The organism is Brenneria tiliae (genome assembly GCF_023347575.1).
Taxonomy (GTDB): domain Bacteria; phylum Pseudomonadota; class Gammaproteobacteria; order Enterobacterales; family Enterobacteriaceae; genus Brenneria; species Brenneria corticis.
This window is the reverse complement of sequence record NZ_JAKPCB010000098.1, coordinates 26,277-53,165: the sequence shown is the minus strand read 5'-3', so window position 1 is coordinate 53,165 and position 26,889 is coordinate 26,277. Positions and strand designations below refer to the sequence as shown.

19 protein-coding genes and 1 pseudogene are annotated in these 26,889 nt (G+C 56.0%); 10 read left to right on the top strand and 10 right to left on the bottom strand.

Translation table 11 applies throughout. The features are described 5' to 3' along the window. Positions 1-223: 223 nt before the first annotated feature. Positions 224-616, top strand: a complete 393-nt coding sequence (locus MFP24_RS12760) for a transcriptional regulator (RefSeq protein WP_318011341.1) — start codon at positions 224-226, stop codon at positions 614-616. 449 nt (positions 617-1,065) lie between these two features. After that, on the top strand, positions 1,066-2,076 hold the full coding sequence (locus MFP24_RS12755; protein ID WP_249230674.1) for an AI-2E family transporter: 1,011 nt from the start codon (positions 1,066-1,068) through the stop codon (positions 2,074-2,076). 57 nt (positions 2,077-2,133) lie between these two features. Here MFP24_RS12755 and MFP24_RS12750 read toward each other — a convergent pair whose 3' ends face one another. The 6 genes from MFP24_RS12750 to MFP24_RS12720 all read right to left on the bottom strand — a co-directional run bounded on the left by MFP24_RS12750 (position 2,134) and on the right by MFP24_RS12720 (position 12,250). Then, positions 2,134-3,300 carry a L,D-transpeptidase family protein gene (locus MFP24_RS12750; RefSeq protein WP_249230673.1) on the bottom strand — a complete coding sequence of 389 codons (1,167 nt, stop codon included), beginning with the start codon at positions 3,298-3,300 and terminating at the stop codon, positions 2,134-2,136. A 185-nt stretch (positions 3,301-3,485) separates the two neighbouring features. Then, positions 3,486-4,280, bottom strand: a complete 795-nt coding sequence (locus MFP24_RS12745; RefSeq protein ID WP_249230672.1) for a deaminated glutathione amidase — start codon at positions 4,278-4,280, stop codon at positions 3,486-3,488. Positions 4,281-4,812: 532 nt separating this feature from the next. Then, on the bottom strand, positions 4,813-8,346 hold the full coding sequence (gene nifJ, locus MFP24_RS12735; protein ID WP_249230671.1) for a pyruvate:ferredoxin (flavodoxin) oxidoreductase: 3,534 nt from the start codon (positions 8,344-8,346) through the stop codon (positions 4,813-4,815). 182 nt (positions 8,347-8,528) lie between these two features. Further along, positions 8,529-9,479 (bottom strand): LysR family transcriptional regulator, encoded by a 951-nt coding sequence (locus tag MFP24_RS12730; protein ID WP_249230670.1) that lies wholly within the window; start codon positions 9,477-9,479, stop codon positions 8,529-8,531. A gap of 199 nt (positions 9,480-9,678) precedes the next feature. Next, on the bottom strand, positions 9,679-10,644 hold the full coding sequence (locus MFP24_RS12725; RefSeq protein WP_249230669.1) for a SphA family protein: 966 nt from the start codon (positions 10,642-10,644) through the stop codon (positions 9,679-9,681). Positions 10,645-10,705: 61 nt separating this feature from the next. Continuing rightward, on the bottom strand, positions 10,706-12,250 hold the full coding sequence (locus MFP24_RS12720; protein ID WP_249230668.1) for an FAD-dependent oxidoreductase: 1,545 nt from the start codon (positions 12,248-12,250) through the stop codon (positions 10,706-10,708). Between the two features lie 340 nt (positions 12,251-12,590). On the opposite strand from MFP24_RS12720, the gene MFP24_RS12715 reads away from it, so the two are divergent. From MFP24_RS12715 to grxB, 3 genes are all read left to right on the top strand, one after another. Further along, complete coding sequence (locus MFP24_RS12715; RefSeq protein WP_249230667.1) at positions 12,591-12,905, top strand: IS66 family transposase; 315 nt, start codon at positions 12,591-12,593, stop codon at positions 12,903-12,905. 111 nt (positions 12,906-13,016) lie between these two features. Next, positions 13,017-13,661, top strand: a complete 645-nt coding sequence (locus tag MFP24_RS12710) for a metallophosphoesterase (RefSeq protein WP_249230666.1) — start codon at positions 13,017-13,019, stop codon at positions 13,659-13,661. Between the two features lie 145 nt (positions 13,662-13,806). Beyond that, the gene (grxB, locus tag MFP24_RS12705; protein ID WP_249230665.1) at positions 13,807-14,442 is read left to right on the top strand and encodes a glutaredoxin 2; all 636 of its coding nucleotides are present in this window, start codon (positions 13,807-13,809) and stop codon (positions 14,440-14,442) included. A gap of 56 nt (positions 14,443-14,498) precedes the next feature. Here the strand turns inward: grxB and MFP24_RS12700 are convergent, their stop codons facing one another. Genes MFP24_RS12700 through MFP24_RS12685 form a run of 4 tightly spaced genes read right to left on the bottom strand, consistent with a single transcriptional unit; the run spans position 14,499 to position 21,098 of the window. Then, a complete protein-coding gene (locus MFP24_RS12700; protein ID WP_249230664.1) occupies positions 14,499-15,647 on the bottom strand; it encodes a Wadjet anti-phage system protein JetD domain-containing protein in 1,149 nt (382 codons plus the stop codon). Positions 15,648-15,651: 4 nt separating this feature from the next. After that, positions 15,652-18,924 carry an ATP-binding protein gene (locus tag MFP24_RS12695; protein WP_249230663.1) on the bottom strand — a complete coding sequence of 1,091 codons (3,273 nt, stop codon included), beginning with the start codon at positions 18,922-18,924 and terminating at the stop codon, positions 15,652-15,654. After that, complete coding sequence (locus MFP24_RS12690; RefSeq protein ID WP_249230662.1) at positions 18,921-19,598, bottom strand: DUF4194 domain-containing protein; 678 nt, start codon at positions 19,596-19,598, stop codon at positions 18,921-18,923. The genes MFP24_RS12695 and MFP24_RS12690 overlap by 4 nt, the downstream gene beginning before the upstream one ends. A gap of 3 nt (positions 19,599-19,601) precedes the next feature. Continuing rightward, on the bottom strand, positions 19,602-21,098 hold the full coding sequence (locus tag MFP24_RS12685; RefSeq protein ID WP_249230661.1) for a DUF3375 domain-containing protein: 1,497 nt from the start codon (positions 21,096-21,098) through the stop codon (positions 19,602-19,604). 258 nt (positions 21,099-21,356) lie between these two features. Between MFP24_RS12685 and MFP24_RS12680 the strand changes: the two genes are divergently transcribed. The 5 genes and pseudogenes from MFP24_RS12680 (at position 21,357) to MFP24_RS12660 (ending at position 26,808) form a co-directional block, all read left to right on the top strand. Further along, positions 21,357-21,953, top strand: coding sequence for an ATP-dependent Clp protease proteolytic subunit (locus MFP24_RS12680; RefSeq protein ID WP_407062004.1), 597 nt, complete (start codon positions 21,357-21,359; stop codon positions 21,951-21,953). Between the two features lie 358 nt (positions 21,954-22,311). Next, positions 22,312-23,862, top strand: coding sequence for a Fic family protein (locus tag MFP24_RS12675; protein WP_249230659.1), 1,551 nt, complete (start codon positions 22,312-22,314; stop codon positions 23,860-23,862). Between the two features lie 154 nt (positions 23,863-24,016). Then, positions 24,017-25,048: an IS630 family transposase gene (locus MFP24_RS12670; RefSeq protein ID WP_249230658.1), complete on the top strand. Its 1,032-nt coding sequence runs from the start codon at positions 24,017-24,019 to the stop codon at positions 25,046-25,048. A gap of 127 nt (positions 25,049-25,175) precedes the next feature. Continuing rightward, positions 25,176-25,400, top strand: a pseudogene (locus MFP24_RS12665) (TolC family protein); the annotation flags it as partial. Between the two features lie 361 nt (positions 25,401-25,761). Further along, positions 25,762-26,808, top strand: a complete 1,047-nt coding sequence (locus MFP24_RS12660) for a TRAP transporter substrate-binding protein (RefSeq protein WP_249230657.1) — start codon at positions 25,762-25,764, stop codon at positions 26,806-26,808. Positions 26,809-26,889 lie beyond the last annotated feature (81 nt).

The following is a 26,889-nucleotide window of genomic DNA, read 5'->3' as shown; positions in this document are numbered from 1 at the left end:
GCCAGAAGCAGAAGCGAAGCGGTGGTCCATCAGACCTAAAAAGGCGAATTGTTATATTTTTGTTTTTATTCAGCAACATCCGGTTTCCAAAACTATACATTTAGATAATTACACTATGCCGGCGAACCGGCGGGTTGAATGCTTATCAACGGGTTACTGTAGGCCACAGCTTGCCTGACGGCGCTTGATGGTATCTTCTACATAGCATGAAGCAGAGGAAATAATGAGTCTGATATTTGGCCGGAATGAGATCATTGGCATGCTTAGTCAACCCGTTCAGAATGAACGGCGGGCTGCCGCGGTGATTGACGAGAAGTGTAAGGTGGTTTGCGCCAATTCTGCTTTTAATGCCCATTTTGGGCTGCGCTCCGAAATGAGCACGCCGGTTTCTATTGACGATGTACTGCCGGTTAACGTGAAGTTCGCTTATCAAGACTTTATGACTGATTCCAGCGTATTAAGTACGCGCGTGGTTTCAGACCTGCTGTCCGACGGCTTTACCCGCAAGCAGCTGGGTACGCTCTCTTTCTCTAAATTGAATGTTGAAAATCGGGTGTTGTCCTTATTGATCCTGAATCAGGAGCCGACGGAATCACCCGCCAATCTGGCTAGTTAAACGCCCGTTATGCGACGCGAGCGGCTCTGCTTCGGGTTGTCGTCCGCCCGACGCAGGGCGGTTGTTATTTCCAACTGCATTCACTTTATAAAAAATAATGGATTAACCCTCCGTTATCGGTTACCGATCTATTTCCGGCTTATTTCCTTATTGTGCAATTGGCGCCGTCGGCCTTATTTTTATTCACTGGTTTCTTAATGTGGATAAAATAATATCCAATATATTTCAATATGCTGTCCGTTATGATTCTTATGCTATCGGCCATATAAGGAAACCGTAAGGCATCCGTAAGGAAACGGTAAGGGTGGCCGTCGATAAAGGGAAAGGGGCGCGACAGATAACCGTCAAGATCAAAAACCTGCTGGTGTTTCTGCGCTAAAACGCTAAGAATGACGGTTTAAAACGTCGGTTTGACATATTAGCATTGGTTTTACACACGGGACGTCATCATGCAGTTACTGAATCTCAAACAAGCCCGGTTTTTGAGCTTTTTCTTTATTATGGGGGGCCTGTTGCTGTTGCTGCCCCTGCGTCTGTTAGCCTGTTTTATCGCCGGTTTTCTTGTTTATGAAATCGTTAATCTGCTGACGCCCTATTTTCAAAAAGTGATCAGCGGCAAGCGCGCCCGCTGGATGGTGGTGGCGATTATCAGCACGCTGGTGGTCAGTTTGCTGAGTCTGCTTTTCGGTAGCCTGGTGGGGTTGCTGATGCAGGAAATGAAAGACACCACGGCATTTAATACCCGCATCGCCTATATCCTTAACGACATCCAGCAGCAGTTGATGCTGTTTTTACCGGGATATTTGCCGGTCAGCGTTGAAGAACTGCAACACGAGTTTTTGCAATGGGTTCAACAGCATATCGCTATCTTGCAAAACATGGGGAAAAGTTTCCTGCACGGTTTCGTCACCATGCTGATAGGTATGGTGCTGGGGGCGATTATCTCTTTATACAATGTGGAGAGCGATACGGAAAAGCCGCTGCTGAAGGCGGAATTGCTGCGTCGGGTATCGCTGTTGTCCGCTTCATTTCGCAACATTGTTTTTGCTCAGGTAAAAATTTCCGCGGTAAATACCGTGCTGTCGGCCATTTTTATTCTTGGCGCATTCCCCTGTTTCGGCATTCATCTGCCTTTCTCGAAAACGCTGGTGGTGCTGACTTTCGTTTTCGGTTTATTGCCGGTCATCGGCAACCTGATTTCGAATTCCATCGTGTTTATCTCCGCCTTATCCATTTCCCTGCCTATCGCCTTGATCGCGCTGGTGTATCTGATGCTGATCCACAAGCTCGAATATTTCCTTAATGCGCAGATTGTCGGCACCAGAATTAAAGCGCACGCCTGGGAAATCCTGCTGGCGATGCTGGTATTTGAGGCGGCGTTCGGCCTATCCGGCGTTATCGCCGCACCGATTTATTACGCCTATCTGAAGAGTGAACTGAAAGAAGCGGCGCTGATTTGATGATTCGCGGGAGAGGTGGAAAATGGCGTCCGTGCCATTTTTCATCGGGCGGGTAAATCAAGAACGATCGGCGCTGGACTCTGATGCCGCGGCATCCGCTTGCGGCGCCGTAGTGTCCTGATCCGCCGAGCCTTGCTCCGCGTTGGGTTCAACTATCTGAGCTGAATTATCCTGCGGCTGCGTTTCCGGCGCTACAGGGTCGGCGGCGCCAGGGGTTACCGCTTGCGGCGTAACGGGAGCGTCCGGATTCACCGCTTCCGGCGCCGCGACGGACTCAACCGGCAGCGTCGGCGCGCTTTCTTCAATCAGGCCGTTAATCTTGAGCGGCATGCCGGAGCGTTCCTGCAGCGCCTTGTCGATATCGCTCTGATTGACGCTGGCATCGGCCACCACTTTACCCACCGCGGGGGTGATGGTGAGCGGCGCCGGCACATCGGAGTTAAACTCTTCCACGGTGCGCGACAGCGGGTGGTGGACTTCCACATAGCGCGAACCGTCCGGTTCTACCGTGGCTTTGATCGGCTCGTTGATAAACTGCACCCGCGTTCCCACCGGGACGTGATCGAACAGGTATTTGATGTCATCCGCCCGCATGCGAACGCAACCGTGGCTGACGCGCAGGCCGATGCCAAAATTGGCGTTAGTGCCGTGAATGGCGTACAGCCGGCCGACATACAGGGCGTAAAGTCCCATCGGGTTATCCGGACCGGCCGGGAAAACTTTCTGCAAGGTTTCACCGCGGGCGGCATATTCCGCATGCATGGCGGCGGTCGGCGTCCAGGTCGGGCCGGCCTTTTTCCGCTGCACGGAGGTGACCCAGTTAATCGGCGTATCCTTGCCTAATTCACCGATGCCGATCGGCAGCACCACCACGGTTTTGGTGCCTTTCGGGTAGTAATACAGGCGCATTTCCGCGCTGTTGACCACGATGCCTTCGCGCGGCGCGTCCGGCAGAATCAACTGATGAGGAATGGTCAGGGTGCTGCCCGGCGTGGGCAGATAGGCGTCAACCCCCGGGTTGGCTTCCATCATATTGCTCAACCCCATCTGGAACTGGGCGGCAAAATGCTCCAACGGCAACGTACTGTCCGTCGGGATGGTGAATTCCAGGTTTTCGCCCACCAGCCGGCTGTTGGCCGCCGGCAGAGGATAGACAACGGCAAAGGCGGCCTGGCTGAATGCCGTCACAGCCACAACGAAAGTTAGGATCGCGCGAATACTCATTTTCATGTCTTTATTGAGTGGTAGATGCCATACCAGAAATAGTGATTCTGGTTTATTCCGGTCGATAGAACCGGATGCGCATTATATGTGCAGAACGGCGTAAGAGGGAATCAACATGTGTAACTAATCACACTTTTTTGCAACCCGTAAGGAAGCATTTAATCTGTGGATAAAAATCTCCCGGGTTATTCGTTGGGCAGACGCGGTTTCTCAAAACGGCGGTTGGTCAGGGCAGGCAATATTTGCCGCGCATAGGAAAGCCGATCGGGATCCACATCGGCGTAGATCAGCGCCGGCGCTTCCGGCGCCTGAACCACCACCACGCCCAACGGATCAACCACCATGCTGTTGCCGATATTTTTTACCCCGCATTCGCCGACCGCCACGACATACGCGGTATTCTCCAGCGCGCGTGCGCGCACCAGCAGTTCCCAATGGGACTCTTTCAACGGCCCTTTGACCCAGGCGGCCGGCAGCACCAGCGCTTCCGCGCCATCCAGCACCAGGCGTCGCGCCAGTTCGGGGAAACGGATGTCATAACAGGTCATCAGGCCGATCTTCAGTCCCGCAACCTCGATCAACGGTGGAATTTCATCGCCGGGGGTAACGTTTTCTGATTCCTGCATGGCGAACGCATCGTACAGATGCAGTTTCTTGTACCGGGCGATGATGGCGCCGTCGCGCATGGCAATGAGCATATTCCACACCTTTTCCGTGCCGTTCGGCACATGAATGCTCATTACGGTGGTCATTTGACTGCCTTTGCTGGCCGCCAGCAGCTGGGTAACGAAAGGACCGTCCAACGGCTGGGCGGCGGTTAACACCAGTTTGGGATTGGCGATATCTCGCGCCAGAATACCTTCGGGCAGCACCAGAAGATCGGCGCCCGCGCGCTGCGCGTCGGACATCAGCCCAAGCGTGGTTTTAACATTGTTTTGCCATTCGCGTTCGACGGCGAACTGTCCAAGTGCGACTTTCATATCAATCCCTCTTATCTTAAGACAAAAAAGAGAACGCCCACGGGAACAACGCTAACGGGGTCAGACAGTTAGCCGCGTTCCTCTGTAAATGCAGTTCACTGGCGAAATCGGCAATCGGTATTATTAATTGCCAAGCCATCGTCGTTCCAGTGAACGGGTAAATCCTGAGCGGTGCTGCGCAGATCGTCCAACAACCAAGGCGTAGTATCGGCATATTTGATGCGTTTGCCTATCCACATCGTATATCCGGTCGATCGGATCTGTCATGACGTCACGATGAACAAGGACGAGTCTGCGGCGTACCTGGCAAAAGTCGTTGCTTTCAAAAATTCGGTTATCAAAGAAACGATTGAACCGGCGTACATTAGTCGTGTTCGTAAAAAGCCGAAGCGCGCTGGCGGGGATGGATTTGTGGGTTAGCGCTTTGACATTAATGACCCTCCCTCCCGGCCTCCCCCTTGTCAGGGGGAGGAGCTAAACTCCCGGGGAGGGTTGGGGTAGGGTGAGAACTCTGTCGCAAAGGATAGTCGCGTCACTCCTGCGGATTTTTCTCCGCTTTACCCGCCATCATGGTCAGAAAATCATAACGGCGGCGCAGATCCGCTTCGGCCTCTTCATACAGCAGCGCCGTTTCTTCCGGCATCAGGCTGTTCAGGCGGCGGAAACGCTGCTCGTGCAGCAGGGTTTCGCTCAGGCTGGTTGACGGCGGACGGGAGTCCGTCACCAGCGCCGGTTTGCCTTCCTCGGTACGACGCGGATCGAAGCGGTAGAGCGGCCAGAAGCCGGTGGCGGTCAACTGGCGCATCTGATCGTGGCTGAACGCCAGATCGTAGCCGTGCTCTTCGCAGGGACTGTAGGCGATAATCAGCGACGGACCCGGCCAGGCCTCGGCCTCCTGAATGGCTTTCACCGTCTGGTTCAACTGGGCGCCCAGCGATATCTGCGCCACATAAACGTGGCCGTACATCATCACGCTAATGCCGAGATCTTTACGCGCCTTGCGTTTGCCTTTTTCGCCGAACTTGGTCACCGCGCCCAGCGGGGTGGCTTTGGACTGCTGCCCGCCGGTATTGGAGTAGCACTGGGTATCCAGCACCAGCACGTTGACGTTTTCGCTCAGGCTCATCACGTGATCCAGACCGCCGTAGCCGATGTCGTAAGCCCAGCCGTCGCCGCCAATCAGCCAGATGGATTTATCCACCAGATGATCCGCCGCGGCGGCCAGCGCGCCGGCCTTATCGCCGCCGATAGTCGCCAGCAGGGTTCGCAGTTGCTCAATTTGCTGACGGCGCAGCTCCGGGGCGATGGCCTCTTCCTGTAAGGCGGCCACCAAATCGGCCGGCAATTGCGGCGCCAGGTCGTGCAGTAAACGCACGGCGCGCTGGCGGTGCTGGTCGACGCTCAGGCGGAAACCCAGCCCGAACTCGGCGTTATCCTCAAACAGGGAGTTGGCCCAGGCCGGTCCGCGGCCGTTGGCGTCGGTGGTCCACGGCGTGGTGGGCAGGTTGCCGCCGTAAATGGACGAACAGCCGGTGGCGTTGGCCACCAGCAGACGATCGCCGTACAGCTGTGTGAGCAGTTTGATATACGGCGTTTCGCCGCAGCCGGAGCAGGCGCCTGAATATTCAAACAGCGGCGAAATCAGCTGCGAGGTGCGGATATCGATGCGTTCCAGCCTGGAACGGTCGATTTCCGGCAGCGCCATAAAGAAGTCGAAGTTCTCTTTTTCAACCGCCAGATTATCCAGCCGGGATTCCATATTGATGGCTTTGATCGTCGGATCCTGGCGATCTTTCGCCGGGCAGACTTCCACGCACAGGTTACAGCCGGTGCAGTCTTCCGGCGCCACCTGCAACACATATTTCTGACCGCGCATATCGCGGGCTTTGACATCCAGCGACTGCAGCGACGCCGGCGCGTTTTCCATCGCCTCGGCCGGCACCACCTTGGCGCGGATGGCGGAGTGCGGGCAGGCGGCGACGCAGTGGTTGCACTGGGTGCACAGCTGGGGCCGCCATAGCGGGATCGCCTCGGCGATATTACGTTTTTCCCATTTGGTGGTGCCGGTCGGCCAGGTGCCGTCGGGGGGCAGGGCGGAAACCGGCAGGGTATCGCCCAAGCCGGCCAGCATGGCGGCGGTCACCGTTTTCACAAAGTCGGGGGCGGCGTCGGAAACCACCGGCGGGCGCTGCGGGCTGTGCGCATCGACCGCTTGCAGCGGCACGGCGGCCAGGGCTTCCAGCGTGGCGCTCAGCGCCCGCCAGTTGCGCTCGACCAGCTCCTGGCCTTTGCTGCCGTAGCTTTTGGCGATCGCCGTACGCAGTTTTTCCACCGCCGCCTCGCCCGGCAGGATCTGCGACAGGTGGAAGAACGCCATCTGCATCACGGTATTAATGCGCGCGCCCAACTGACACTCGCGGGCGATTTTCGCCGCGTTGATACAGTACACCCGCGCCTGACGCTGGTTTAAGCCGGCCTGTACTTCCTGCGGCAGGCGATGCCACAGATCGTCGCTGGCGTAAGGGGCGTTAATCAGAAACACGCCGCCGGGCTTCAGCCGCTCGACCATGCTGTACTTGTCGATAAACTGCCACTGGTGACAGGCGACGAAATCCGCCCGATCGATCAGGTACGCGGAGTTGATGGGGTGAGGGCCGGCGCGCATATGGGAGACGGTCAGGCTGCCGGCCTTTTTCGAGTCGTAGACGAAGTAGCCCTGCACGAACATCGGGGTGGCGTCGCCGACGATTTTAATCGAGTTTTTGGCGGCCGATACCGTACCGTCGCTGCCCAGCCCGTAGAACAGCGCCTCCAGCGACGCATGCGCCGGTAAATGCTGGGTCGGCAGCGGCAGCGACAGGTTGGTCACATCATCGTAGATACCGACCGTGAAGCGCGGCCGCGGGTTAGCGAGCGCCAACTCATTGAAAACGGCCTGCACGCACTGCGGGGTGAATTCCTTGGACGACAGGCCGTAACGCCCGCCGATCGCTCGCGGCATAGAGGCGCGTTCGCCCGTGGTGAACGCCTCGGCCAGCGAGGTCATCACGTCCAGATAGAGCGGCTCCGCCAGCGCGCCCGGTTCTTTGGTGCGATCCAGCACGGCGATGTTTTGCGCCGTCTGCGGAATAACCGCCAGCAAATGCCCGGCTGAAAACGGACGATACAGGCGAACCTTGACCACGCCGACCTTTTCACCGCGCGTCAGCAGCGTATCGACCACTTCTTCAACGGTGCCGACGCCGGATCCCATCAGCACGATAACCCGGGTGGCTTCGGGATGGCCGTAGTACTCAAACGGCCGGTACTGCCGCCCGGCGACGTCGGCGAAGTCGTTCATCGCCTGTTCGACGTGCCGGCAGGCGGCGTTATACCAGGGGTTGGCGGCTTCGCGCGCCTGGAAGAAGGTGTCCGGGTTGGAGGCGGTGCCGCGGATCACCGGATGTTCGGGTGTAAGCGCTCGCTCACGGTGAGCCTCTATAGCCTGCCGAGGGAGCAACTGGCGCAGCGCGTCATCGCTCAGCGGTTCAATCTTGTTGATTTCATGCGACGTGCGGAAACCGTCGAAAAAGTGGATAAACGGCAGCCGGCTGTTCAGGCTGGCTATCTGCGCGATCAGCGCGAAATCCTGCGCCTCCTGCACGTTGCTGGCGCAGAGCATGGCGCAGCCGGTCTGGCGTACCGCCATTACGTCGGAATGGTCGCAGAAAATGGACAGCGCGTGGGTCGCCACCGTACGGGCGGCCACGTGCAGCACAAAAGGCGTCAGTTCGCCGGCCAGTTTATACAACGAGGGGATCATCAGCAGCAATCCCTGCGACGAGGTAAAGGTGGTGGCCAATGTCCCGGTTTGCAGCGCGCCGTGCACGGCGGCTATCGCCCCGCCTTCCGACTGCATTTCAACCACGCGCGGCGTGTCTCCCCATATATTCTTTCCTCCGTCGCTCGACCAGGCCGCCGCCTGCTCGGCCATGGTGGAGCTGGGCGTAATAGGGTAGATGGCGATGACTTCGTTTGTCCGCCAGGCGACAGAAGCGACTGCATTGTTACCGTCGGTGGTGATCATGGCTTGGCCTTTTTGCTCACAGAATGAAATTCGATTTTTTATTTGGGGAATTATCGCATCTCAAAAAACGAAGAGAATGACTCAATGTACGCGGAGTTGTTGCAAACTATTTTTAATAATTCCTTATATTATACACCGGGGTAAATGCCGTCTCCTGAGCCTTTCAGCACCAGCGCGCTATTTCAGATAAATAATGGGCAGCCACTGCCGGTTGTCTGGCGTGAGGTTTCCGCATCCTGGCGCATTTCATGTTGAAAACGGCTAACGAAATTGAGCAGTATCGGCGAACGCGCCGCGGATTCATGGCCGACGATCATCCCGATATCCCATTTCATGCCGCTGTCCAACAGGGGAATACATACCATGCCGTCGCGTAGCAGAGGGCGAGCCAATCCTTCGACGAAGACAAAAACGCCCTGGTTCAGCGTGACCAAATCATAGGCGACATACAGATCGTGACTGATATGGGTATGGATGCGGGGAGAGACGCCCGCCCGGCGCAGGTGCTGCAAAATGGTCTCCCGTAGCCGGAAGGTTTCATCCAGCATAATCAGAGAGACGTCGACCATGTCGGCCAGACGGATGGGCCGCGTTTGCGCCAGCCGCGCCAGACGGTGCTTCTTATTGCTCACCAGTACGATCCGCTCCTGCTTGATGCTGGTATAGCTCAGTCGCGGCTTGTCTCCAGGCTTGACGGTGATAGCCATATCCAGCGATCCGTTATCCACGCGCGCTTCGCATTCGATATCGGTGTGTTCGGACAGTTCACAGTCCGCATCCTGGTAGGCGGCCAGAAACGCCAACACCCGCTGTACTCCCAGGATTTGCAAAGTGCCGGGAGAAAAGCCGAGACGGTAACGAGGATGTTCATGCCGTTGCCGGGTGCGCACATCGCTTTCCAACGCGGCAATGCTGTTGATGGCGCTCAGGGCTTTGGCATAGAGGAAGTCACCCATCTCAGTGGGCGCCATGCCGCGGGAATTACGCTGAAACAGGGTTACGCCCAGTTCGGTTTCCAGATTGAGGATCTGCCTGCTCAGCGCCTGCTGGCTAATGAATAATTTTTGTGCGGAACGAGTCAGGCAACGATCCTCATACACCTGAACAAAATATTTCAGTGTGCCGATATCCATATGCCACCTCTACCATCATCGGTCATCGTGCAGGGGACAGACGGACAGTGTAACCAGCCCATTTCCGTCAAAATATGACAGCTATCATAGGAATAAAAAACGCGTATTAAGAAAAGGGATATTGCGCACGGTTTTCACCGCGCGCAGCTGTGTCGGAAACGGAAAACGCCGCGATAACATAACGCGGCGTTGCCGTGGGTTACTTCAGCGGAATGGTGATCCCCAGATGGAAGATCGACATATCCACATCATTTTCGGCGAACAGCGCAAACAGAAAACGGCCTGAAACGGAAAAATCGCCGAAGTTATAGCCGATCATCGGCCCTAGCGAGGCGTATTCGGTGCGTTTCCCCTGCGCATGAAATCCCGGTATGGCGGAGACTTTTCGCCCCTTTATCTCGTCGTCGCGAAACTGCCGGGTATAGTTGCCGATCGCGCCCAGCGTCCAGTTATTGATCGTTTTGGCGGCGGTGACGTCGAGATAGTAGAGGTGGCCGGTTTGGTATTCGGTCGTCTTGTTGCGGGTATTGAAATTAAAGATATTATTCACCGTGAACGCCCAGTCGTCCCGCAGATAGGTGACGGCGAGATTAGGCTGGAAAATATAAAAATTATTGGCGACGGAATTTCCCTGTATGACGTTTCTGCCCTCGGCCTCGCTGTACTGATACTCAAACTTGCCGTTCTTCAGACTGACTCCCGCGCCGAATCCCACAAACAGACCGCGGCCCAGATCCCACGACAGCATCACGGGCGTGATCGAGGTGTTCAGCATGCCGTCATAGTGATCTTTGTGCTCCGCCTGACCATCGTTGGTGCGGGAACGAACGACGCGCTGGGGTTGCACTATGCTGGCGCCGTAACGGGCGCCCAGCACTTCCCAGCCCGGCACCCACAATAAAGAGGCGGCGGTGCTGATCACCTTGAGCTTGACGCTGCCGCCCGGCGTCAGGGCTTTATCGCCGTCCTCGTTGCGCAGGGAGCCGGTTTCATAAGAGCTGTTCAGCGTAAAGTAGAGCCCGTCCGGCGGCAATAGCCCCGCCGCGTTGCCGGTTGTCGCGCCCGGCTGCAACGGCGTGACGTTTTCCACGCCATACGCCGCCGGCGCGGCCGTCAGTATCAGCGACAGCGCCAGCCGGCATAGCCGCTTATTCACGGTGTTCATCATCATATCCCCCGGTTGTTGTTATCCGCCGGAGAGGACAGTTTCTCTCCGGCGCGGGTTGCTATTTCAGGGTGGCGATGTATTGCGCGGCGTGCACGCCGGCCAGTCTGCCGGTGGTGACCGCGAACGAAAAGGTCGACCCCGATGCCCACAGCGTATAGGTCCGGCCGTACTGCCCGCCCGCATCGCTGCCCGTGACGTAAAGCCCTTTGATCACGTTGTCGTTGGCGTCCGTCGCCTCCGCCGCCGGCGTAATTCTTATCCCGCCGGTGGTCGTGAAGTAGTAGGGACGTACCTGCAGCGCGTAGTAGGGAGGCGCGTTAACCGGGATCACCGTCGCCGGATCGCGGGTGAATGCCTCGTCGGCGTTCTTCTCCCTGATCTGGTTGAATTGGGCGACGGACGCCTGCAGCCGTTTGGCGTCTACTCCCATCTTTTTCGCCAGTTCATTCAGGGTATTCGCCTTGACGACGTTGGCGTTGCCCTCCTTGATGGCGTCGTCGATCTCCTTTTGCAAGTTGGTGAGCTTTTTCATGACCGGAACGATGACGCCCATCCCGATGCGGGCGCCCTGCTCGGTGACAAATTTCACCGTGTTTTCATCGAAGACGGACCAGATGAAGCTGTCGCGCTGCGACTCGATGGCGTTGCCGGCCAGGACGAAACTCTCCACGATCGTCTCATCAGCGAAGCGGTCGCCGTATTTGTTGACCCACAGGTTCGGCTCGAAAGTCATGCCCTGCAGATCGCCGACCACCGGGATGCCTTTCCCTTTGATGCCCGGGTGCAGCGTGAGTCCGAACCCGACGGTATCCGCCCCCACCGCCCTGGCCATGTCGATGCCCTCGCCGGTCTTATTTAGACTAACGAACGGCGCCACTTTTTCCGGATCGAATGGCGTCCAGGCCGCCACCTTCTCCTTGCTGTCCGGGAAGCCGCCCGTGGACAGGATCACCGCCTTCGCCAGGATGGTGAGCTTGTTGCCGTCGGCGTCTTCCGCTTCCACGCCCTTGATCGCGCCGTCTTGGTAGATCAGTTTCTTGCCCGGGGTCTTGTACATCACCTGCACCCCCAGTTCGTTGGCCCGCTCCACCATGCGTTTGATCAGCGCGGCGCCGTGGTGGGAGTTGCCGTAGTCTTCCACTACGTGCCACACCCGCGGCTCATGCTTCGACATCTGCCCCAGCCGGAAATTGACGCCCTGCTTCTCCAGCCAGCGGATGGTGGGGCCGGCCTCCTTCAGGTACGTCCGCACCAGCGCGGGATTGACGCGGTAGAACTGGTTGAACTCCATCGACGTCCGGTAAGCCTGTTCGGGGGTTATGTGGACCGAGTCCCTGCGGGTCTGGTCGGTGCCGACGCCGAACAGCCCCTCGGCGAAGTTGGTGCTGCCGCCGGCGAAGGCTTGCTTTTCCAGCGCGATCACCTTCAGTCCGGCCTCCGCCGCAGAGACTGAGGCGGATACGCCGGCGCCGCCGAATCCGATTACCACGACGTCGGTTTCTAGTTTGCTCTCTTGCGCGGTAGCAGGTTGCGCGTAGCTGAGGGAGAGGCCGAAGATGAAAAGAAAGCAACCGATAGCGGTATTTTTTCTTAGTCTGATCATAGTGTTATCTTCCTGTTATTGTAGGGGGTACCTAATCCTCGTGCTGTTTTCTGGTTATATCGCCTGCCTGTTGTATGATGGGAAAGGGGTCTGGTGCGGCCGGATAAACGCTCTGGACGCGTCCAAATGACCATCCCCCCTGTTATTGTTGCGTTTTTGGGGGGACGACAAGAGGTGGTTTCACTATAACCATCTGAGATCTATTGGAAAAACACCCTTTATTTGTGGTTGCCACAACTTCAGGTTGTGGCGAGCCGGAGCTGGACGGGGTTTCCGGTTGTGGTAAATGGTCGGTCGGCGGGGATTGAGGAAGGGCTCCCGTTGATCAAGGAGCCAAACCTTGGCGAATGAAATAAAAGATAAGCTGATTACGGTGGTGGCGTCGCTCCACGAGCAGGGCATGACCCCGGAACAGGCGCTTGAGCATATTCTTCAGGCGTGGGGCGGTACGGCAAAGGACATTGCCCTGATTAGCCCGATCACTCCCCGGCTGATTGCCGATGTGCTCCATTCGGTATATCAGGATGCGATTTCCGCCCGGCAAATCGCCACGATCTTGCAGCGACTGGGTTATGACCGGCAGGCCATCGCCGATACGCTGCGCGGGCTTTTCCCCGAGCTGGCGCGCGCAAGCGGCGGAGCGGCAGGGACTTGACGAGGTCGCCGCATCAGCCCAAGGAAGAGTCGTTCACCCCGGTGTGTTAGTGCCATACTTATCTCAACGCGCAACGAGGGCGAATGTCCGGCAGCGGGAGGGGAGAAATTGATGTATCGCGCCATCAGTGGGGATGACTACCGAAAAATATTCGTCGTCGGCGATATCCACGGCTGCCACAAGCTATTGCTGGAGGCGCTGGCCGCCCGGCAATTCAATCGTCAGACCGACCTGCTGATCTCGGTGGGCGACCTGATCGATCGCGGGCCGGATAGCCCGGCCTGCCTGACGCTGCTGGACGAGCCCTGGTTTACCGCCGTGTGCGGCAATCATGAGCAAATGGCGCGCGAGGCGCTGAATGAGGACAACGGCTGGCTGTGGTCGCGCAATGGCGGTTCCTGGTATGCCGCGCTTGATGACGCCGAGAAACGATTAGCCGCCGGGCGGATAGCGCAAACGGCGCAACTGCCGCTGGTTATCGACGTGGACATCAATGGCCGCCGCTATGTGATTGCCCATGCGGATTACCCGTCGGATGACTATGCGTTCGGCAAGGCGGTCGATGCGGATGAGCTGGTCTGGGGGCGAACCCGCATCACCCGAGCCATGGCGGGGAAGGGCCGGCGCATCGCCGGCGCGCATCTGTTTATCTTCGGCCATACGCCGCTTCACAAACCCCTGATATTTTTTAATCAGCTCTATATCGATACCGGCGCGGTATTCGGCGGCATATTGACGCTGATTCAACTGCGCTGAAGGTAAATAACGCCGCCGGGCCGCTGGCGCCGCAACTATCGGGCTACATTTTCTTTACCGCCGCTTATTGCTGGTATTACTCTGACGATGTGGTTGTCGGGATAAAGCCGTATCCCGACGTTTTACATCATCAAGGGGTTATGCAATGAAGCTTTTCATCTATGAACACTGTCCGTTTTGCGTCAGGGCCAGAATGATTTTCGGACTAAAGAAGATACCGTTTGAGCTGTCCGTCATTATGGAGGGAGACGTTGCCACCCCTACGAGTATGGTTGGGCGCAAGGTGGTGCCTATTCTGCAAAAAGACGATGGCGGCTTTATGCCGGAAAGCATGGATATCGTGCACTATATCGATAGCCTGAAAACGCCCTTAATTGCGGATAAACCCGTCGATCCCGCGATTGAAGCCTGGTGCCAGGCCACCTCCGGCGCGGTTTTCAAACTGGCGGTGCCGCGTTTCACCAGGGCCGATTTTAAAGAACTCGCCACCGCCGAGGCCCGTACGGCTTACCGGCAACGGGAAGAAAAAGCCTTCGGCGACCTGAACGCGCTGCTGGCCGACACGCCCGCGCTGCTATCCCAGGTTCAGCAACAGCTGGCGCAGCTTGAACCGTTGCTGGCGGATAAGCGGGATATCTCCACCAGCGATTTTATTCTGTTCCCCGTCCTCCGCTCGCTGACCATTGTGCAGGGCGTTAGCTTCGGCCCGGCCGTCGCCGCTTATATCGAGCGCGTCGCCGGTGCGAGCGACGTTGATCTGCTGACCGCTCAGGCGATGTGAACCATAGGCCGCGACGCCGTTGGCGCGCGGCGATGATAAAAGGCTTAACGCGTAATCTATTGCGTTGATTGATGCCATTGACGCAACGTCGCCATCACCAGCTCGGCGGGCAGGCGCTCCTGTTCCAGCCGGCCTTTCTCCTGCCGCTGTAGATAGCGATAAAACTCCCGTTCCTCGTTGGTAAGGTAAGGGGAGGGCAGCGCCTGAGCCGGCTCCGGTTCGGCCACCGCGTAGTCCGGCGCGTAGCGTTCGAAGCAGGTTTTATCCATCATCAACGCCTGAATCGTCGGCTGGTATTGTCTGGCCTTGGCCAGCATCGTCATCCCCCAGCTATCCATATCGCCCCAGTAGGCCAGCCGTTTGGCGCGCAGCTGCGCGCTATCCAGCCACTCCAGATCCAGCCCGGCGCCGAGGATGGCGATGGTATCCGCCAGCGGCGGCAATTGATGCAGGCACCGTTCGTTTTCGATCAGCAAGATCCGGCCGGCGGGCAGCGCGCCGCGGCTTAACTCCTGCGCTCTGACCCGCAGCTGCGCGAACGGCAGCAATCCGGGGGCCAAGGGCACCAGCAGCAGCCAGTGCGCGGCTTCAGCGCTGGCGCCTAAAAATGCCGTCAACCCCTCGCTGCCGGCCCGTCCGTGATACAGCACATCCAGCAGGCTGGTGAGTAAACGCTGGTGGCGCTCAAAAAATTTACTATCGATCTCATTTAACGCCAGGGCGCGCAGCGGCATGCCGTTGGCGCAGCCCGGCGTGAGTTTGAGCGCGGCGGCGCAGGCGGCGAGCGTCTCCGCATTGTCTTTGCCTCGCCATAAAGAACGCTGGCGGATGAACAGACGGTGGAAGCGCCGATCGATATGCGACAGCAACAGGGTAAGCTGCCGGTATTCCTGGGCGATTTGCCGGTCGCCGGTCGCGGCCACCCATTCGTCGGGCGAGGCCAGTTGCCATACGCCGGGCAGCGCAACCGGCTCGCCGCCGCTGCGGTAGCGGTATTGCTCGTCGCACACTGCGCCGATGCCTACGGCGCGCCATGCCTGAATATGTTCCCGCACCCGCGCCGTCTGTTCGGTGAACAAACGCGCCGAGGGGCGGCCGATGGTCAGGCGCCACGGCCAGCCGTCGCCGGATAAGCGCTGCTCGCGCACCTCGGCCGACTGCCATTGCCGCGCCAGAAATCGCTGTAGCTCCTGCGGGCTTTTCATGGTGCTAGTTCCGCTGTCTGGCGTGTTGATCGAGCTCTTCCCAACTCAGCGAGGCGAGGGTGGCCTGTAATCCTTTGCGGTGCACCACAATGGCCGAGCGGGTGTGGTTGCGCAGCAGGCGCAGCTCCTTGTTGGGGGTGACGAACAGCGGATGCAGGCCGAATTCGCTCAGGGCGGAGATGATTCTGCCCGCCACCGCCTGCGAACTTTTCGAGAAGGCTTCATCCAGCACAATGGTGCCGAATAACGGCTGGCTGCTGCCGTCCGGGCAGAGCGCGTAGCTGAGCGAGGCGGTCAGCACATAGCTGGCGATAATTTCTTTTTCGCCGCCGCTGCCGCCCTGAGATCCGGTACGGGTTTCCAGCAGGGCATGGGTTTCCCTATCGAGCACCGACACCGAAAACTGCAATCGATAACGGGGATCGAGCAGCGCCCGGGCGCCGACCGTTTTGCGGTTTTCGCTGGCCTCTTTCAGAATATCGATCAGTTGCTGCAACGCCCGGTAGTGGCTCTCTCCCAGATCGTCTTTCAGCGCCGCCGAACGCAGATGACGCTGCGCCTGCTCCAGGGTGCGCAAGCGTTCATGGGCAATCTGCCGCGGCTCCAGACGCAGGTATTGCCCCGGCTGAAAGTCGACCCGCTGCAAGGTTTGATTCAACGACGCAATGCGTTCCTCAATGCGGTTGACTTCGTTTTGAATATCCATCAGCAGCTGCGTGACGCCCTGATCGGACGACTGGTTGAGATAGGTCAGAAAGCGTTGCTGTTTCTCCGGCAGCGCTTCGTCGCTGAGCACGCGCAACCGCGCCAGATAGTCGTCGATGTCGCTCAGTTCGGTGCCGCTTTCCGCCAGTGCGCCGGTGTCTTTCTGTTTCGCCAGGCCCATCTGACGGATCAGATCTTTTTCGCACTGCTGTTGTTTACCCAGCGTGGCGCCGATCAGATTGTCAATTCGGTCGAGCTGCCGACGCTCCACCTCATCCAGCGTGCCCAGACCGAGCGCTTCATCGCCCAGTTGCCGCTGCGCCAGCGCCTGCTCCTCCTCGGTCAATTTTTCCGCGCTGCGCGTCAATAGCCTGTCCCGCGCCTGCCGGGCGTGACTAAGTTGTTGCTGTATGCCGCCTTTTTCCTCGGTTAAGCGAATACGCCGTTCATCAAGCGCCAGCTTTTGTTTTTCCACCTCCTGCCACTGCGCGTGGGCCTGGCCTACGCCGGCGTCGGATTTTAATATCTCCAGTTGGCGGCGCAGCTGGGCCAGTTTTTGTTCCGCCTCCGGCAGGTTAATCTGTTCGAACTGCAACGTCTGCAACTGCTGTAGCAGCTGTAACCGCTGCCGATGGGTTTCCAGCGCCTTGCGCGCCTGTTGCTGTTCATCGCTGGCCTGCTGCCACTCGGTCTGCGCCTGTTCGATGGAACGTTGTAAATTCGCCAGCCGATCCTGGTTATCGAAACCGGTCATCCAGTCCTGATCGAGCCGTTTCTGATCCTGTTTTTCAAAGTAACGGGCTTTGCCGGACATCAGCCCCTGCGCCGTCATGGCGTGCGGCACCTCGCGCAGCCGCTGGGGAGAAGCGACGCAGTGGCGATCGATGCCCGCCAGCAACAGCTTCAACGCTTCGCGATAAGGATGCGCCTTGAAATTCAGTTTGCGGGCGAAACCATCGTCAAAAAAATGTGCCGCGGAGGGCGACGTTTCGGCTTCCAGCAGGCGGACATGCAGCCGGTTATGCCGTTGGTTAACCCACGCCAGCGCGGCGTCCATCGCGCCGGCGGGCACCATCAGGCGCAGCCGGTGGCCGCCGATCGCCCGTTCGATCGCGCCGCGCCAGGCTGACTCCTCTTTGCGCACTTCAAGCAGTTCGGCCACGAAGGGAAGCTGTGATTCCTCCAGATGCAGCGCCGCCGCCATATCGCTGCGAAACGCCTGATACGGCAGCGGAATATTGGAGCCGGGCCGCTGTAGGATGGCCTCATGCTCCTGTCTGAGCGCGGCGAGATCTTCCGCCTTGCGCTGGGTGGTGGCGCCGATCTCAAACGCCAACTGCTCCTGTCGCCCGGCCTGCTGGTCTAGCTGTTGCCATTGCTGTTCGGCCCGCTGCTGATTCGCGGTCAGCGCGGCGGCGCTTAAGCCGTCGTCAAACTGTAGCGCGCGCGCCAACTGCTGGTACTGTTCGCTGTCGCGCCGCCGTATCGCCGCCAGATCCTGCTGGGTCGCAATCTGATTTTGCAGATGTTCCAGATTGCCGCCGCCGCTTTGCAGGTAGCGCTCGTACAAGGCGGCGGCCTGCGAGGTCAGCGACTGGCGCTGATTTTCACACTCCTGTTGCCGGGCTTCCAGGTCCCCAAGGCCGAGGGTCAGACGATGAATTTCCTCGCTCCACAGACGTTCCCCCTGCGCGGCATACCAGCGCGGCAGCAGCTTTTTCAGCGTTTCATACTGGGTGAGGGCGGAGGAGAGTTCCCCGTGGCGTTGCCATGCGCCGACGATAGGCTGTAGGGATAGCTGCTGCTGACGCGCGGTTTCCAGCTCATTGCGTATCTCTTTCAGGTCGTTGAATTCATTAACGACCTCGCCGGCGCGCTGGAAGGCGGAATAGTCATCCAGCACCAGCTCGCGGAAAATTTCATCAATGCTGTTGAGCTGCTTAAGCCCGGCGGCGCGGTTTAGCAGGGTAAAGGCGTTCTCGCCGACTTCAAACATGGTGCGCAGCCGGGCCAGATAGGCCTGTTTGCTGTCGAACACCTGTAGCCCGACGGTCTCTTTGGCCAGCTGTTTCAGCGCCCGCGCGCCGCCCTGATGATGAACATCCAGCCAGTAATCCATGCCATAGTCGGGGGTTTGGGAAAAAATCCACAGGCGTTTCATATCGGCGGTGGCGCCGCTGTTGTCATCTAGCCAGAAAATGGCCCCGATGCACAGATAAGCGCCCTGATTGCTGAAACGCGCCGCCAGGCTGGTGACGGTTTTTCCCTTGCGGGCGATATGCCCGCCGTCGGTGCTGTTGCCCGCGCCGGCGACGCCGCGGACGTAGGAGATAAGATCGCGGTCGCTTTCATGCCCGCCGGTGGAAGCCAGATTATAACGGGGATTGGCGGTCAGCAGGGTCATAAAGGCGTCCACCACCGTGGTTTTGCCGCTGCCCGTCGGGCCGATAATCGCGGTGCCCTGTATATCGATTTCGGCGCAGTGCCTGCCGCCGAACGCGCCCCAGTTATACAGTTCAAGGTGGGTCAACACGTAGGTTTCGGACGGTAACTGTAGCGATTGCTGCCTCATATTTCGTCCTCCGGCCCAGCCATGTCCGGCCCGGGATTGGCATGGCTGCGGAAGGTTCGCAACAGGGCCTGCAGGTTTTCCGGGTTGGCGACGTGAACGATAATCGGCCGGATGGCGACCTGCTCCTGGCTATCCACCTCTGAAACCAGACCGTGCCCCTTCAACTGTTCCAGCAGCCCGCGCAGGCGTTTCTGCGCCAGCGCGTCGCTGCCCGGATCGCCAAGGTAAAGCTGCAAATTGGGCAACAGGTCGTCCAGCAACACCTTGCAGCCGGCCGCGCCGACGCCAGCTTCCTGTTCATAAGCGACAAAATGCTGCCGCAGAATGGCGACCAGCAATGACTGTTCCAGATTCAGACGCTGGCGTCTCACCAGCGGATGCGTCCATTCATCCTCTTCTTGCGGATTTTCGCTCAGCCATGACGCATCGACCGCCAGCCATACCAGACCGCGGACATCGTCAATTTTCATGCTCAGTTCCAGCGGTTCCAGAATCGGCAATATCTCTTCACGATGCCGCAGCGCGGTTTTATATAAATTAGGCTTGCGGTTTTCTTCCAGCAGTCCGTACTTCAGCAGTTCCTGCACGGTATCTTTAATTTGCCGCGGCGTAATGCCGGCCTGCGCGGATAGGTCTGCGCCTGGCGGCGTCCGCTGTTCGGATCCTTCGGTCATGATTTATAGCTCCCTGTTAATGTGTTGCAGCTTTTCCAACTGTAATCGCACCGCCGGTAAGGTAAAACGCACGGACGTGCCGTCAGGATGATGGATAACGACCGATTCACGCGCCTGGGGGATCGGTAATCCGGCTTCACGCGCCATACTTAACCACAGCGCCAGCGTTTCCAGATCGTGCTCGGGAGAGAATGCCTGCGCCAGCTGGGCGATCGACATTTCGCCGCCGTTTTGCGACAAAGCGTCCAGCGTTTGCTCTATCAGGGCTTCCCGATCCAGACCGTTAAACGCCAGCCAGAAATCATCTTCAATATCGTTCAGACTGGTCTGTTGCGGCGAGAGTTCAAGATCGTTTTCCTCCGTCTGGGCGACGGACTTGAAGCGCAGCCGTTCAATCAGCGGCAGCGTGCTGAAACCGACCGCCACCGGCGGCAGCGGGCCGGGGCTGCGCCGTATTGACGCCTGTTCCCAACGGATGTTTTGCGCCTGCTGGAAAATTTGCGCCAGCAAGGCGCCGACCCGGTGGTGCTCCGCCGCCAGTCCGGTTTTGATAAACCCCTTTACGTCGCGTTCGCTGCGCGCCCGGGTGCGGATAACCGCAGCGGATTCTTTGACCAGATGGATGGTCAGCCAGCGCAGTTCCGCCCGCTGCCGCAGGTTAAGCGCTTTACTCGCGGCCGGATACTCCAGAATATTTCGCAGTCGCTGTTTCATATATTCCAGCTCCAGCGACTGGCTAAGCTGCTGCTGGAATCCCTGAAAAACCTGACCTTCCGGCGTCTCCAGCAGCGCATCGTGACCGTTTAACAAACTATCGATGATCTCCCCGCGGTTTTGCTGCTCGCCGATCACCGCCTGACGAAGCTGGCGATCGGCCTGACGCCATGAATCTTCGACGCGACGAAAATCAGCGCGCAATCCGCTGGCGAGATTATAAATCTCACGTATCGATTCAACCGCCTGATTTTCACTCAGCACCGCAATATCGCCTTTCAGCGTTTCTTTCAGTTCCTTTTCGAGCCTGATAATCTGTTTCTTCAGCAGCGCGGCGCGCTTTTCGGGATCGGGGTTGAGGTGGGTTTCGAGGTTTTCTATTTCGCGCTGCACAATCATCAGCCGTGATGCGGTGGAGGTCATCAGCCGATTTTGCAAATTGGCGGTGAAGTTCAACGCCGTTTCCAGCGCGTCGGTGGCAAAAATAGCGCCTTCCCGTTCAACTATCAGCGCTTTTTTTATCCAGCTCCGTAACTCCTTACGCGCCAGCAACAGATAGTTATCCCCGTTGATCTCAAAATCCGGCTGATTGGCATTTGAGGCCAGAATATCAGCCAGCGACTGAATCGCATCTTCAACGGGAACCCCGTCGTGACGTTGATCAAACAGCGTTTGCAGACAGCCTAAAACCAGAGGGGCGCGGCGCGAAGCGAGCAATAACCAGGCGGGGTGCTGATACCGGGCATGTATGTAGATATTGGCGCGTTGTCCTGCAGGGCTATCCACTCCGGGCCTTCCTTTAAATGGCGTTGGTATGCTGATGATGGATTGTGGCCTACTTTTTTGCCTTGCGGGGTTAGGCTTGTCAATAAAAAGCGGATTGGGAAGCCGAGTTTTTTCCGTAACCGGGTGATATGCGGGGCAGTCAACACACCGGCAATTTACAGCCTGACGAGTATAATAGATAACGGTCGGCGTTCTATTATAAATAGTGGTATCTGTTTCTATGGCGGAGTTAAGGAGAAATTGATTATGTCGTTACCGATGCAAAAAGAAGATGAAGTGGAAAAAGAGCCGCAGCAGAATAACGCTTCGTCTCTTATTCAGCAAAAAATGTTGGAGTCCCGTTCTATCGTTATTTCAGGCGAGATTAATCAGGCGCTGACAGAAAAAGTCGTTTCACAGCTTCTGCTGTTGCAGGGGATCGGCAATGCGCCGATAAAGATCTATATTAACAGCCAGGGCGGGCATGTGGAGGCTGCTGATACTATTCATGACATGATAAAATTCATTCAGCCGGAAGTGCATATTATCGGTACAGGCTGGGTTGCCAGCGCGGGGATCACTATTTTCCTGGCCGCCAAAAAAGAGCATCGCTATTCTCTTCCTAATACGCGTTTTATGATTCATCAGCCGCTTGGCGGCGTTCGCGGACAGGCAAGCGATATTGAAATTGAAGCTAAAGAAATTATTCGTATGCTTGAGCGCGTCAATAAATTAATTGCAGATGCAACAGGACAGACAGTAGAGAGGGTGAAGCAAGACACCGATCGTAACTACTGGATGAACCCTCAGGAGGCGATTGACTATGGAATTGTTGGCAAGGTGGTATCCAGTTACAGCGATCTGAATCTGGACTAACGTCGGCATATAGGAGCCGGGCATCTTCAAGGCAATGGCGCTGCGGCTGGCAGTGGCGCTGCTTGCCTTGTCCGCTCCCGCCATCACCTGCTCACTAATAATTGTATTGATTTCGCCCAACAGCTAATAGATGGGGCGGAGTTTTCTCAATTGTTTCTTCATTTTTCGCTATGAATATGGTCGTGCCTGCCTTAGATAATCCATTATCCCACACTGTTTGACGCAAAAACCTATTAGTGATACAACATAATAACCTATAGAAAGAACATCAAAATAACCTACTAAAAATACAACACAATAACCTATTACTAGCGCGGATTGATGACTGAATTGTTGATAATCAGAGGCATAAACTGGCATGGCAACTCCGCAGGAAAAATTAGCAGAATCACTGGAAACACTAAAAAAACTTCAGGAGAAACAAAATGTTGCTATTCGTTCAAATGATCTTTCTCGAACCCGGCGGGAGCGTTTGATTAAATTTGGTTTTTTACAAGAAGTCATGAAGGGTTGGTACATTCCTTCAAGTCCAAGTCAGAAAGAAGGCGAAACAACGGCATGGTATGCATTGTTCTGGGATTTTTGCGCCAGCTATCTCAACGAACGTTTTGGCGATGATTGGTGCCTCTCACCCGAGCAATCAATATCTCTCTACGGCGGCAACAAAACGGTTCCGTCTCAACTGATTATCCGAGCGCCAAAAGGCAATAACAAGCCGACCAATCTTTTATATGGCACATCAATTTTCGATATGCGCACGGCCATGCCGTCCGAACAAAACATCGTCAAAATAGATGGATTACGAGTGTATTCTCTTGGTTATGCTCTTGTTGAAGCATCGGCATCTATCTTTACGCATAGCCCGACGGATGTGCGAACCGCATTATCGCTGGTTTCTGATGCCTCTGAGGTTCTTGCGCATTTACTTGAAGATGGGCGTAGCACTATCGCTGGACGTTTGGCTGGCGCATTTCGTAACATTGGCCGGGAAAATATTGCCGATAATATCGTAAAAACGATGAATTCCGCTGGGTATACCATCAGAGTGAGCGATCCTTTTGAGAGCCAGGTATCACTTCAATTACCTCGCAGGGAGACATCTCCTTATGCAGGCAGGATCCGTTTGATGTGGCAAACAATGCGTCCGGCAATTATTGACCATTTCCCAGAGGCTCCGGGAATACCGGATGATGTGGATGGTTATTTGAAATGTGTTGATGATATTTATACCACCGACGCCTATCATTCACTGTCAATAGAAGGTTATCGTGTCAGCCCTGAACTCATCGAACGAGTACGGAGTGGTGGCTGGAATCCCGATAACGATCAAAAAGATCGGGAACACAAAGACGCATTGGCCGCACGCGGTTATTTTCAGGCATTTCGTGCTGTAAAAGAAAGTGTTGCAGCAGTCCTCCAAAACAAGAACCCCGGTCAAATAGCCGACCACGATCACGGTGATTGGTATCGTGAGCTTTTTGCTCCAAGTGTTGCAACTGGTATTATCAAACCTGTTGAGCTTGCTGGCTATCGCAATAACAGAGTGTTTATTCGCAATTCAATGCACATCCCTCTTTCTCCTGATGCCGTGCGTGATGCTATCCCGATATTTTTTGAAATGTTGGAATCAGAAGAAAATCCAGCCGTTCGTGTAGTCCTGGGACACTTTATTTTTGTTTATATCCATCCCTATATGGATGGGAATGGACGAATGGGACGATTTATCATGAATCTCATGCTCGCTGCGGGAGGGTATCCGTGGACAGTCATTCCAGTGGATAGACGGTTTGATTATATGGCTGCTTTAGAAGAAGCAAGCGTTAGACAGAATATTATTCCATTTACACATTTTGTTGGTGAGTTGGTTGCTGCCGCATTGAACGGTGATGCGATGGCTAAATTACCTTAACAGATTTTTCGATAGGGACGTGGCTGGTGGGCGGATTAATTAATAATGAGCTAAATAGCTGTTCCAAATAGTAGATCACCGTGAGGGAACTCAGTCCGAATTGTGCGATCTGATCAATCGCCAAACCAACCAAAATCACCAACCGGACTGAGCGATGCCGATCATAGCACCAATGCCCCGTAACGAACGACGCCTGATGCGGAAAACCATCCATAAAACACGTGATAAAAACCATGCACGCAGGCTCAACGCCATGCTGATGCTTCACGATGGAAACAGCGTCAGCCATGTCGCCAGAACACTTTGCTGTGCCCGCTCTTCGATAGGCCGCTGGATTAACTGGCTGACGGAATATGGTCTGGAAGGCCTGAAAACCCTGCCTTCCGGACGGCAACGACGATGGCCATTTGAACAGATATGTGCATTGTTACGCCAACTGGTCCAGCGAACGCCGGGGGATTTTGGCTACCAGCGTTCGCGCTGGAGCACAGAACTGCTGGCGATAAAAATCCGCGAGATAACAGGTTGTCAGCTTCATGCCTCTACGATACGGAGATGGTTACCGGCAGCCGGACTTGTCTGGCGCAGGGCTGCGCCTACCTTGCATATACGCGATCCACACAAGGAAGAAAAAATGACGGCAATCCACGGAGCACTGCAAAAATGCAGCGTGGACCATCCGGTGTTTTACGAGGACGAAGTGGATATCCACCTCAACCCCAAAATCGGTGCAGACTGGCAAGTGCGTGGTCAGCAAAAGCGCGTTGTGACACCGGGCCAGAACGAAAAATATTATCTGGCGGGAGCCCTGCACAGCGGAACAGGAAAAGTCAGCTACGTCGGGGGTAGCAGGAAAAGCTCAGCACTGTTTATCAGTCTGCTGGAACACATGAAAGCGACATACCGGCGGGCGAAAACGATCACGCTTATCGTCGATAACTACATCATCCATAAAGGCCAGCAAACCCTGAAATGGTTGAAACAGAATCCGAAGTTCAGGGTTATTTACCAGCCCGTATACTCACCGTGGGTGAATCACGTTGAACGACTGTGGCAGGCACTGCACGACACGATAACCCGAAACCACCAGTGCCGCGCCATGTGGCAACTGCTGAAAAAGGTTCGCCATTTTATGGAGACCGTCAGTCCATTCCCGGGAGGAAAATATGGACAGACCAAAGTGTAGCGGTATTAGGAACAGCTATTTAGTGGAAAAGGTCAATAATTTCTGGGGTATCTAATTAAAAACAAAAAGGCTGCCAACTAAGCGAGCAGTTGCAGGGGCTGCGCCCGCTGGCGAGAGAGGGTTACATTCCGCGCTTGCGCTAGTGGCGGCGACGCGCAAAAGCGTTCAGGGCGGAGAGCGCGTCAACCTCGACGTACTGAATGCCGAACAGCAGCTCTACAGCGCTCGCCGCGACCTCTCCGAAGCGCATTATATCTGGCTGACGGCCTGGCTACAGCTCCGGTACTACGCCGGTACGCTGTATGAAACAACGTTGCGCCAGCTTGCTGCGTTCTTTCTTCACGGCGAATGAAATATATCGCCGCAAACTCGGCGTTGGTTTTGTTGCGGGTAAACAATATCGCACCGTGTAGCGGTGTTAAAAATCATTCACTGAACAGTGACCAAACACCGTTTTGTCATTTTTCCCTTTGTAACACGTTCAGCAAAATTAGCGACGTTGTGCACAAAAATTCAATCTTCTCACCTTATTGACTTCAGGCCGCTTGCTTTTTCACCAGGGTGCCGATAGTTTTTCTGTAACGTTACACTAAAACGTTGCAGAAAATGGATAACAGCCATTAGTCAGTGATTTTATAAGGCGACGTTCGCGTATTTTCACCGCTAAACGGCACAGATAGATACCAAGTACAGCCTACGCCAGGATAATCATTATGAAAACCATTCAACGCTTTACGTTACGCCGTGCAATAGCCTCAACCTGTTTGAGCGTCGCTTTAATTGTGGGATGCGCGGCGTTTTCGGCCGTTCAGGCTCAGGCCGCCATCAATATGCGGGTTTATTCTTCCCTGCCCGCCGATGGAACCTCATCTCATTACATTTGGTTTCAGCGATTCCAGGAAAATTTGAACAAAAACGAAAAACTTAATGGGCAAATCAAGCTGAACTATTTTCCCAACGGTATGTTGGGCAAAGAAGCCGATGCCACCCAGCAGGTACGCATCGGCGCCATCAACATGATGATTTCCGGAAGTTCCATCTGGGCAACGCTGGTGCCTGAAATAGGCGTGCTGGATTTAGGGTATCTGTTTAAAGATTACGATCAGGTCGGCAAAGCGCTTGACGGTAAAGCCGGAGAGACGCTTTCCGATCTGATGTCAAAAAAGGCCGGCGTAATGGTACTGGGCTATGGTTACAGCCTTGGCTCGCGCAATATTTACACCAAAAAGCCCATTGAAAAACCTGAAGATTTGAAGAATCTGAAAATTCGCGTATTGCCGGTGCCCAACTTTATTGCAACCTTGAATCATATGGGCGCGGTGGCTATTCCCATGCCTGGCGGTGAAGTTTATTCCAGTCTGCAGATGGGGGTTATCGACGGCGTCGAGCATGACGCCGCAACCGTTTATTCCAGCAAGTATTATGAAATCGCTAAGAACGCCGCGCTTACCCGACATATTTATAACCCCATCATGATCGCCATGAATAAAAACAGCTTCCAGCAAATTCCGCAGCCGTTGCGCGCCGATGTACTGGCCGCGGCAAAAGAGGCGACGGAATATGAGCGTCAGCAATCGAACGCGCTGGAGCAGAAAGCTATTCAGGATCTGAAAGCGAAAGGCGTGACATTCCACGAAGTCGATCGTGAATATTTCTATCAGCAGGTACAGCCAGTCTGGAAGGCGTTTCTCGCCAAATATCCGCAGTTGCAGCCGGTTGTTGACGAGATTAGCGCCACCGCGGCGTCTGATGCGCAGTGATCCTGGCGGCATCAGGCTCACGGCACCGACGGCGAGCCTGATGCCAACCCCTGATATGCACCCGGAACCCTATTGAGAGGT

Coding starts and splice junctions, on each gene's coding strand:
- MFP24_RS12675 (WP_249230659.1), top strand. CDS start 22,312: ATGGCAACTCCGCAGGAAAAATTAGCAGAATCACTGGAAACACTAAAA.
- MFP24_RS12710 (WP_249230666.1), top strand. CDS start 13,017: ATGTATCGCGCCATCAGTGGGGATGACTACCGAAAAATATTCGTCGTC.
- MFP24_RS12725 (WP_249230669.1), bottom strand. CDS start 10,644: ATGAACACCGTGAATAAGCGGCTATGCCGGCTGGCGCTGTCGCTGATA.
- MFP24_RS12670 (WP_249230658.1), top strand. CDS start 24,017: ATGCCGATCATAGCACCAATGCCCCGTAACGAACGACGCCTGATGCGG.
- MFP24_RS12745 (WP_249230672.1), bottom strand. CDS start 4,280: ATGAAAGTCGCACTTGGACAGTTCGCCGTCGAACGCGAATGGCAAAAC.
- MFP24_RS12690 (WP_249230662.1), bottom strand. CDS start 19,598: ATGACCGAAGGATCCGAACAGCGGACGCCGCCAGGCGCAGACCTATCC.
- MFP24_RS12750 (WP_249230673.1), bottom strand. CDS start 3,300: ATGAGTATTCGCGCGATCCTAACTTTCGTTGTGGCTGTGACGGCATTC.
- nifJ (WP_249230671.1), bottom strand. CDS start 8,346: ATGATCACCACCGACGGTAACAATGCAGTCGCTTCTGTCGCCTGGCGG.
- MFP24_RS12680 (WP_407062004.1), top strand. CDS start 21,357: ATGCAAAAAGAAGATGAAGTGGAAAAAGAGCCGCAGCAGAATAACGCT.
- MFP24_RS12700 (WP_249230664.1), bottom strand. CDS start 15,647: ATGAAAAGCCCGCAGGAGCTACAGCGATTTCTGGCGCGGCAATGGCAG.
- MFP24_RS12730 (WP_249230670.1), bottom strand. CDS start 9,479: ATGGATATCGGCACACTGAAATATTTTGTTCAGGTGTATGAGGATCGT.
- MFP24_RS12755 (WP_249230674.1), top strand. CDS start 1,066: ATGCAGTTACTGAATCTCAAACAAGCCCGGTTTTTGAGCTTTTTCTTT.
- MFP24_RS12720 (WP_249230668.1), bottom strand. CDS start 12,250: ATGATCAGACTAAGAAAAAATACCGCTATCGGTTGCTTTCTTTTCATC.
- grxB (WP_249230665.1), top strand. CDS start 13,807: ATGAAGCTTTTCATCTATGAACACTGTCCGTTTTGCGTCAGGGCCAGA.
- MFP24_RS12660 (WP_249230657.1), top strand. CDS start 25,762: ATGAAAACCATTCAACGCTTTACGTTACGCCGTGCAATAGCCTCAACC.
- MFP24_RS12695 (WP_249230663.1), bottom strand. CDS start 18,924: ATGAGGCAGCAATCGCTACAGTTACCGTCCGAAACCTACGTGTTGACC.
- MFP24_RS12760 (WP_318011341.1), top strand. CDS start 224: ATGAGTCTGATATTTGGCCGGAATGAGATCATTGGCATGCTTAGTCAA.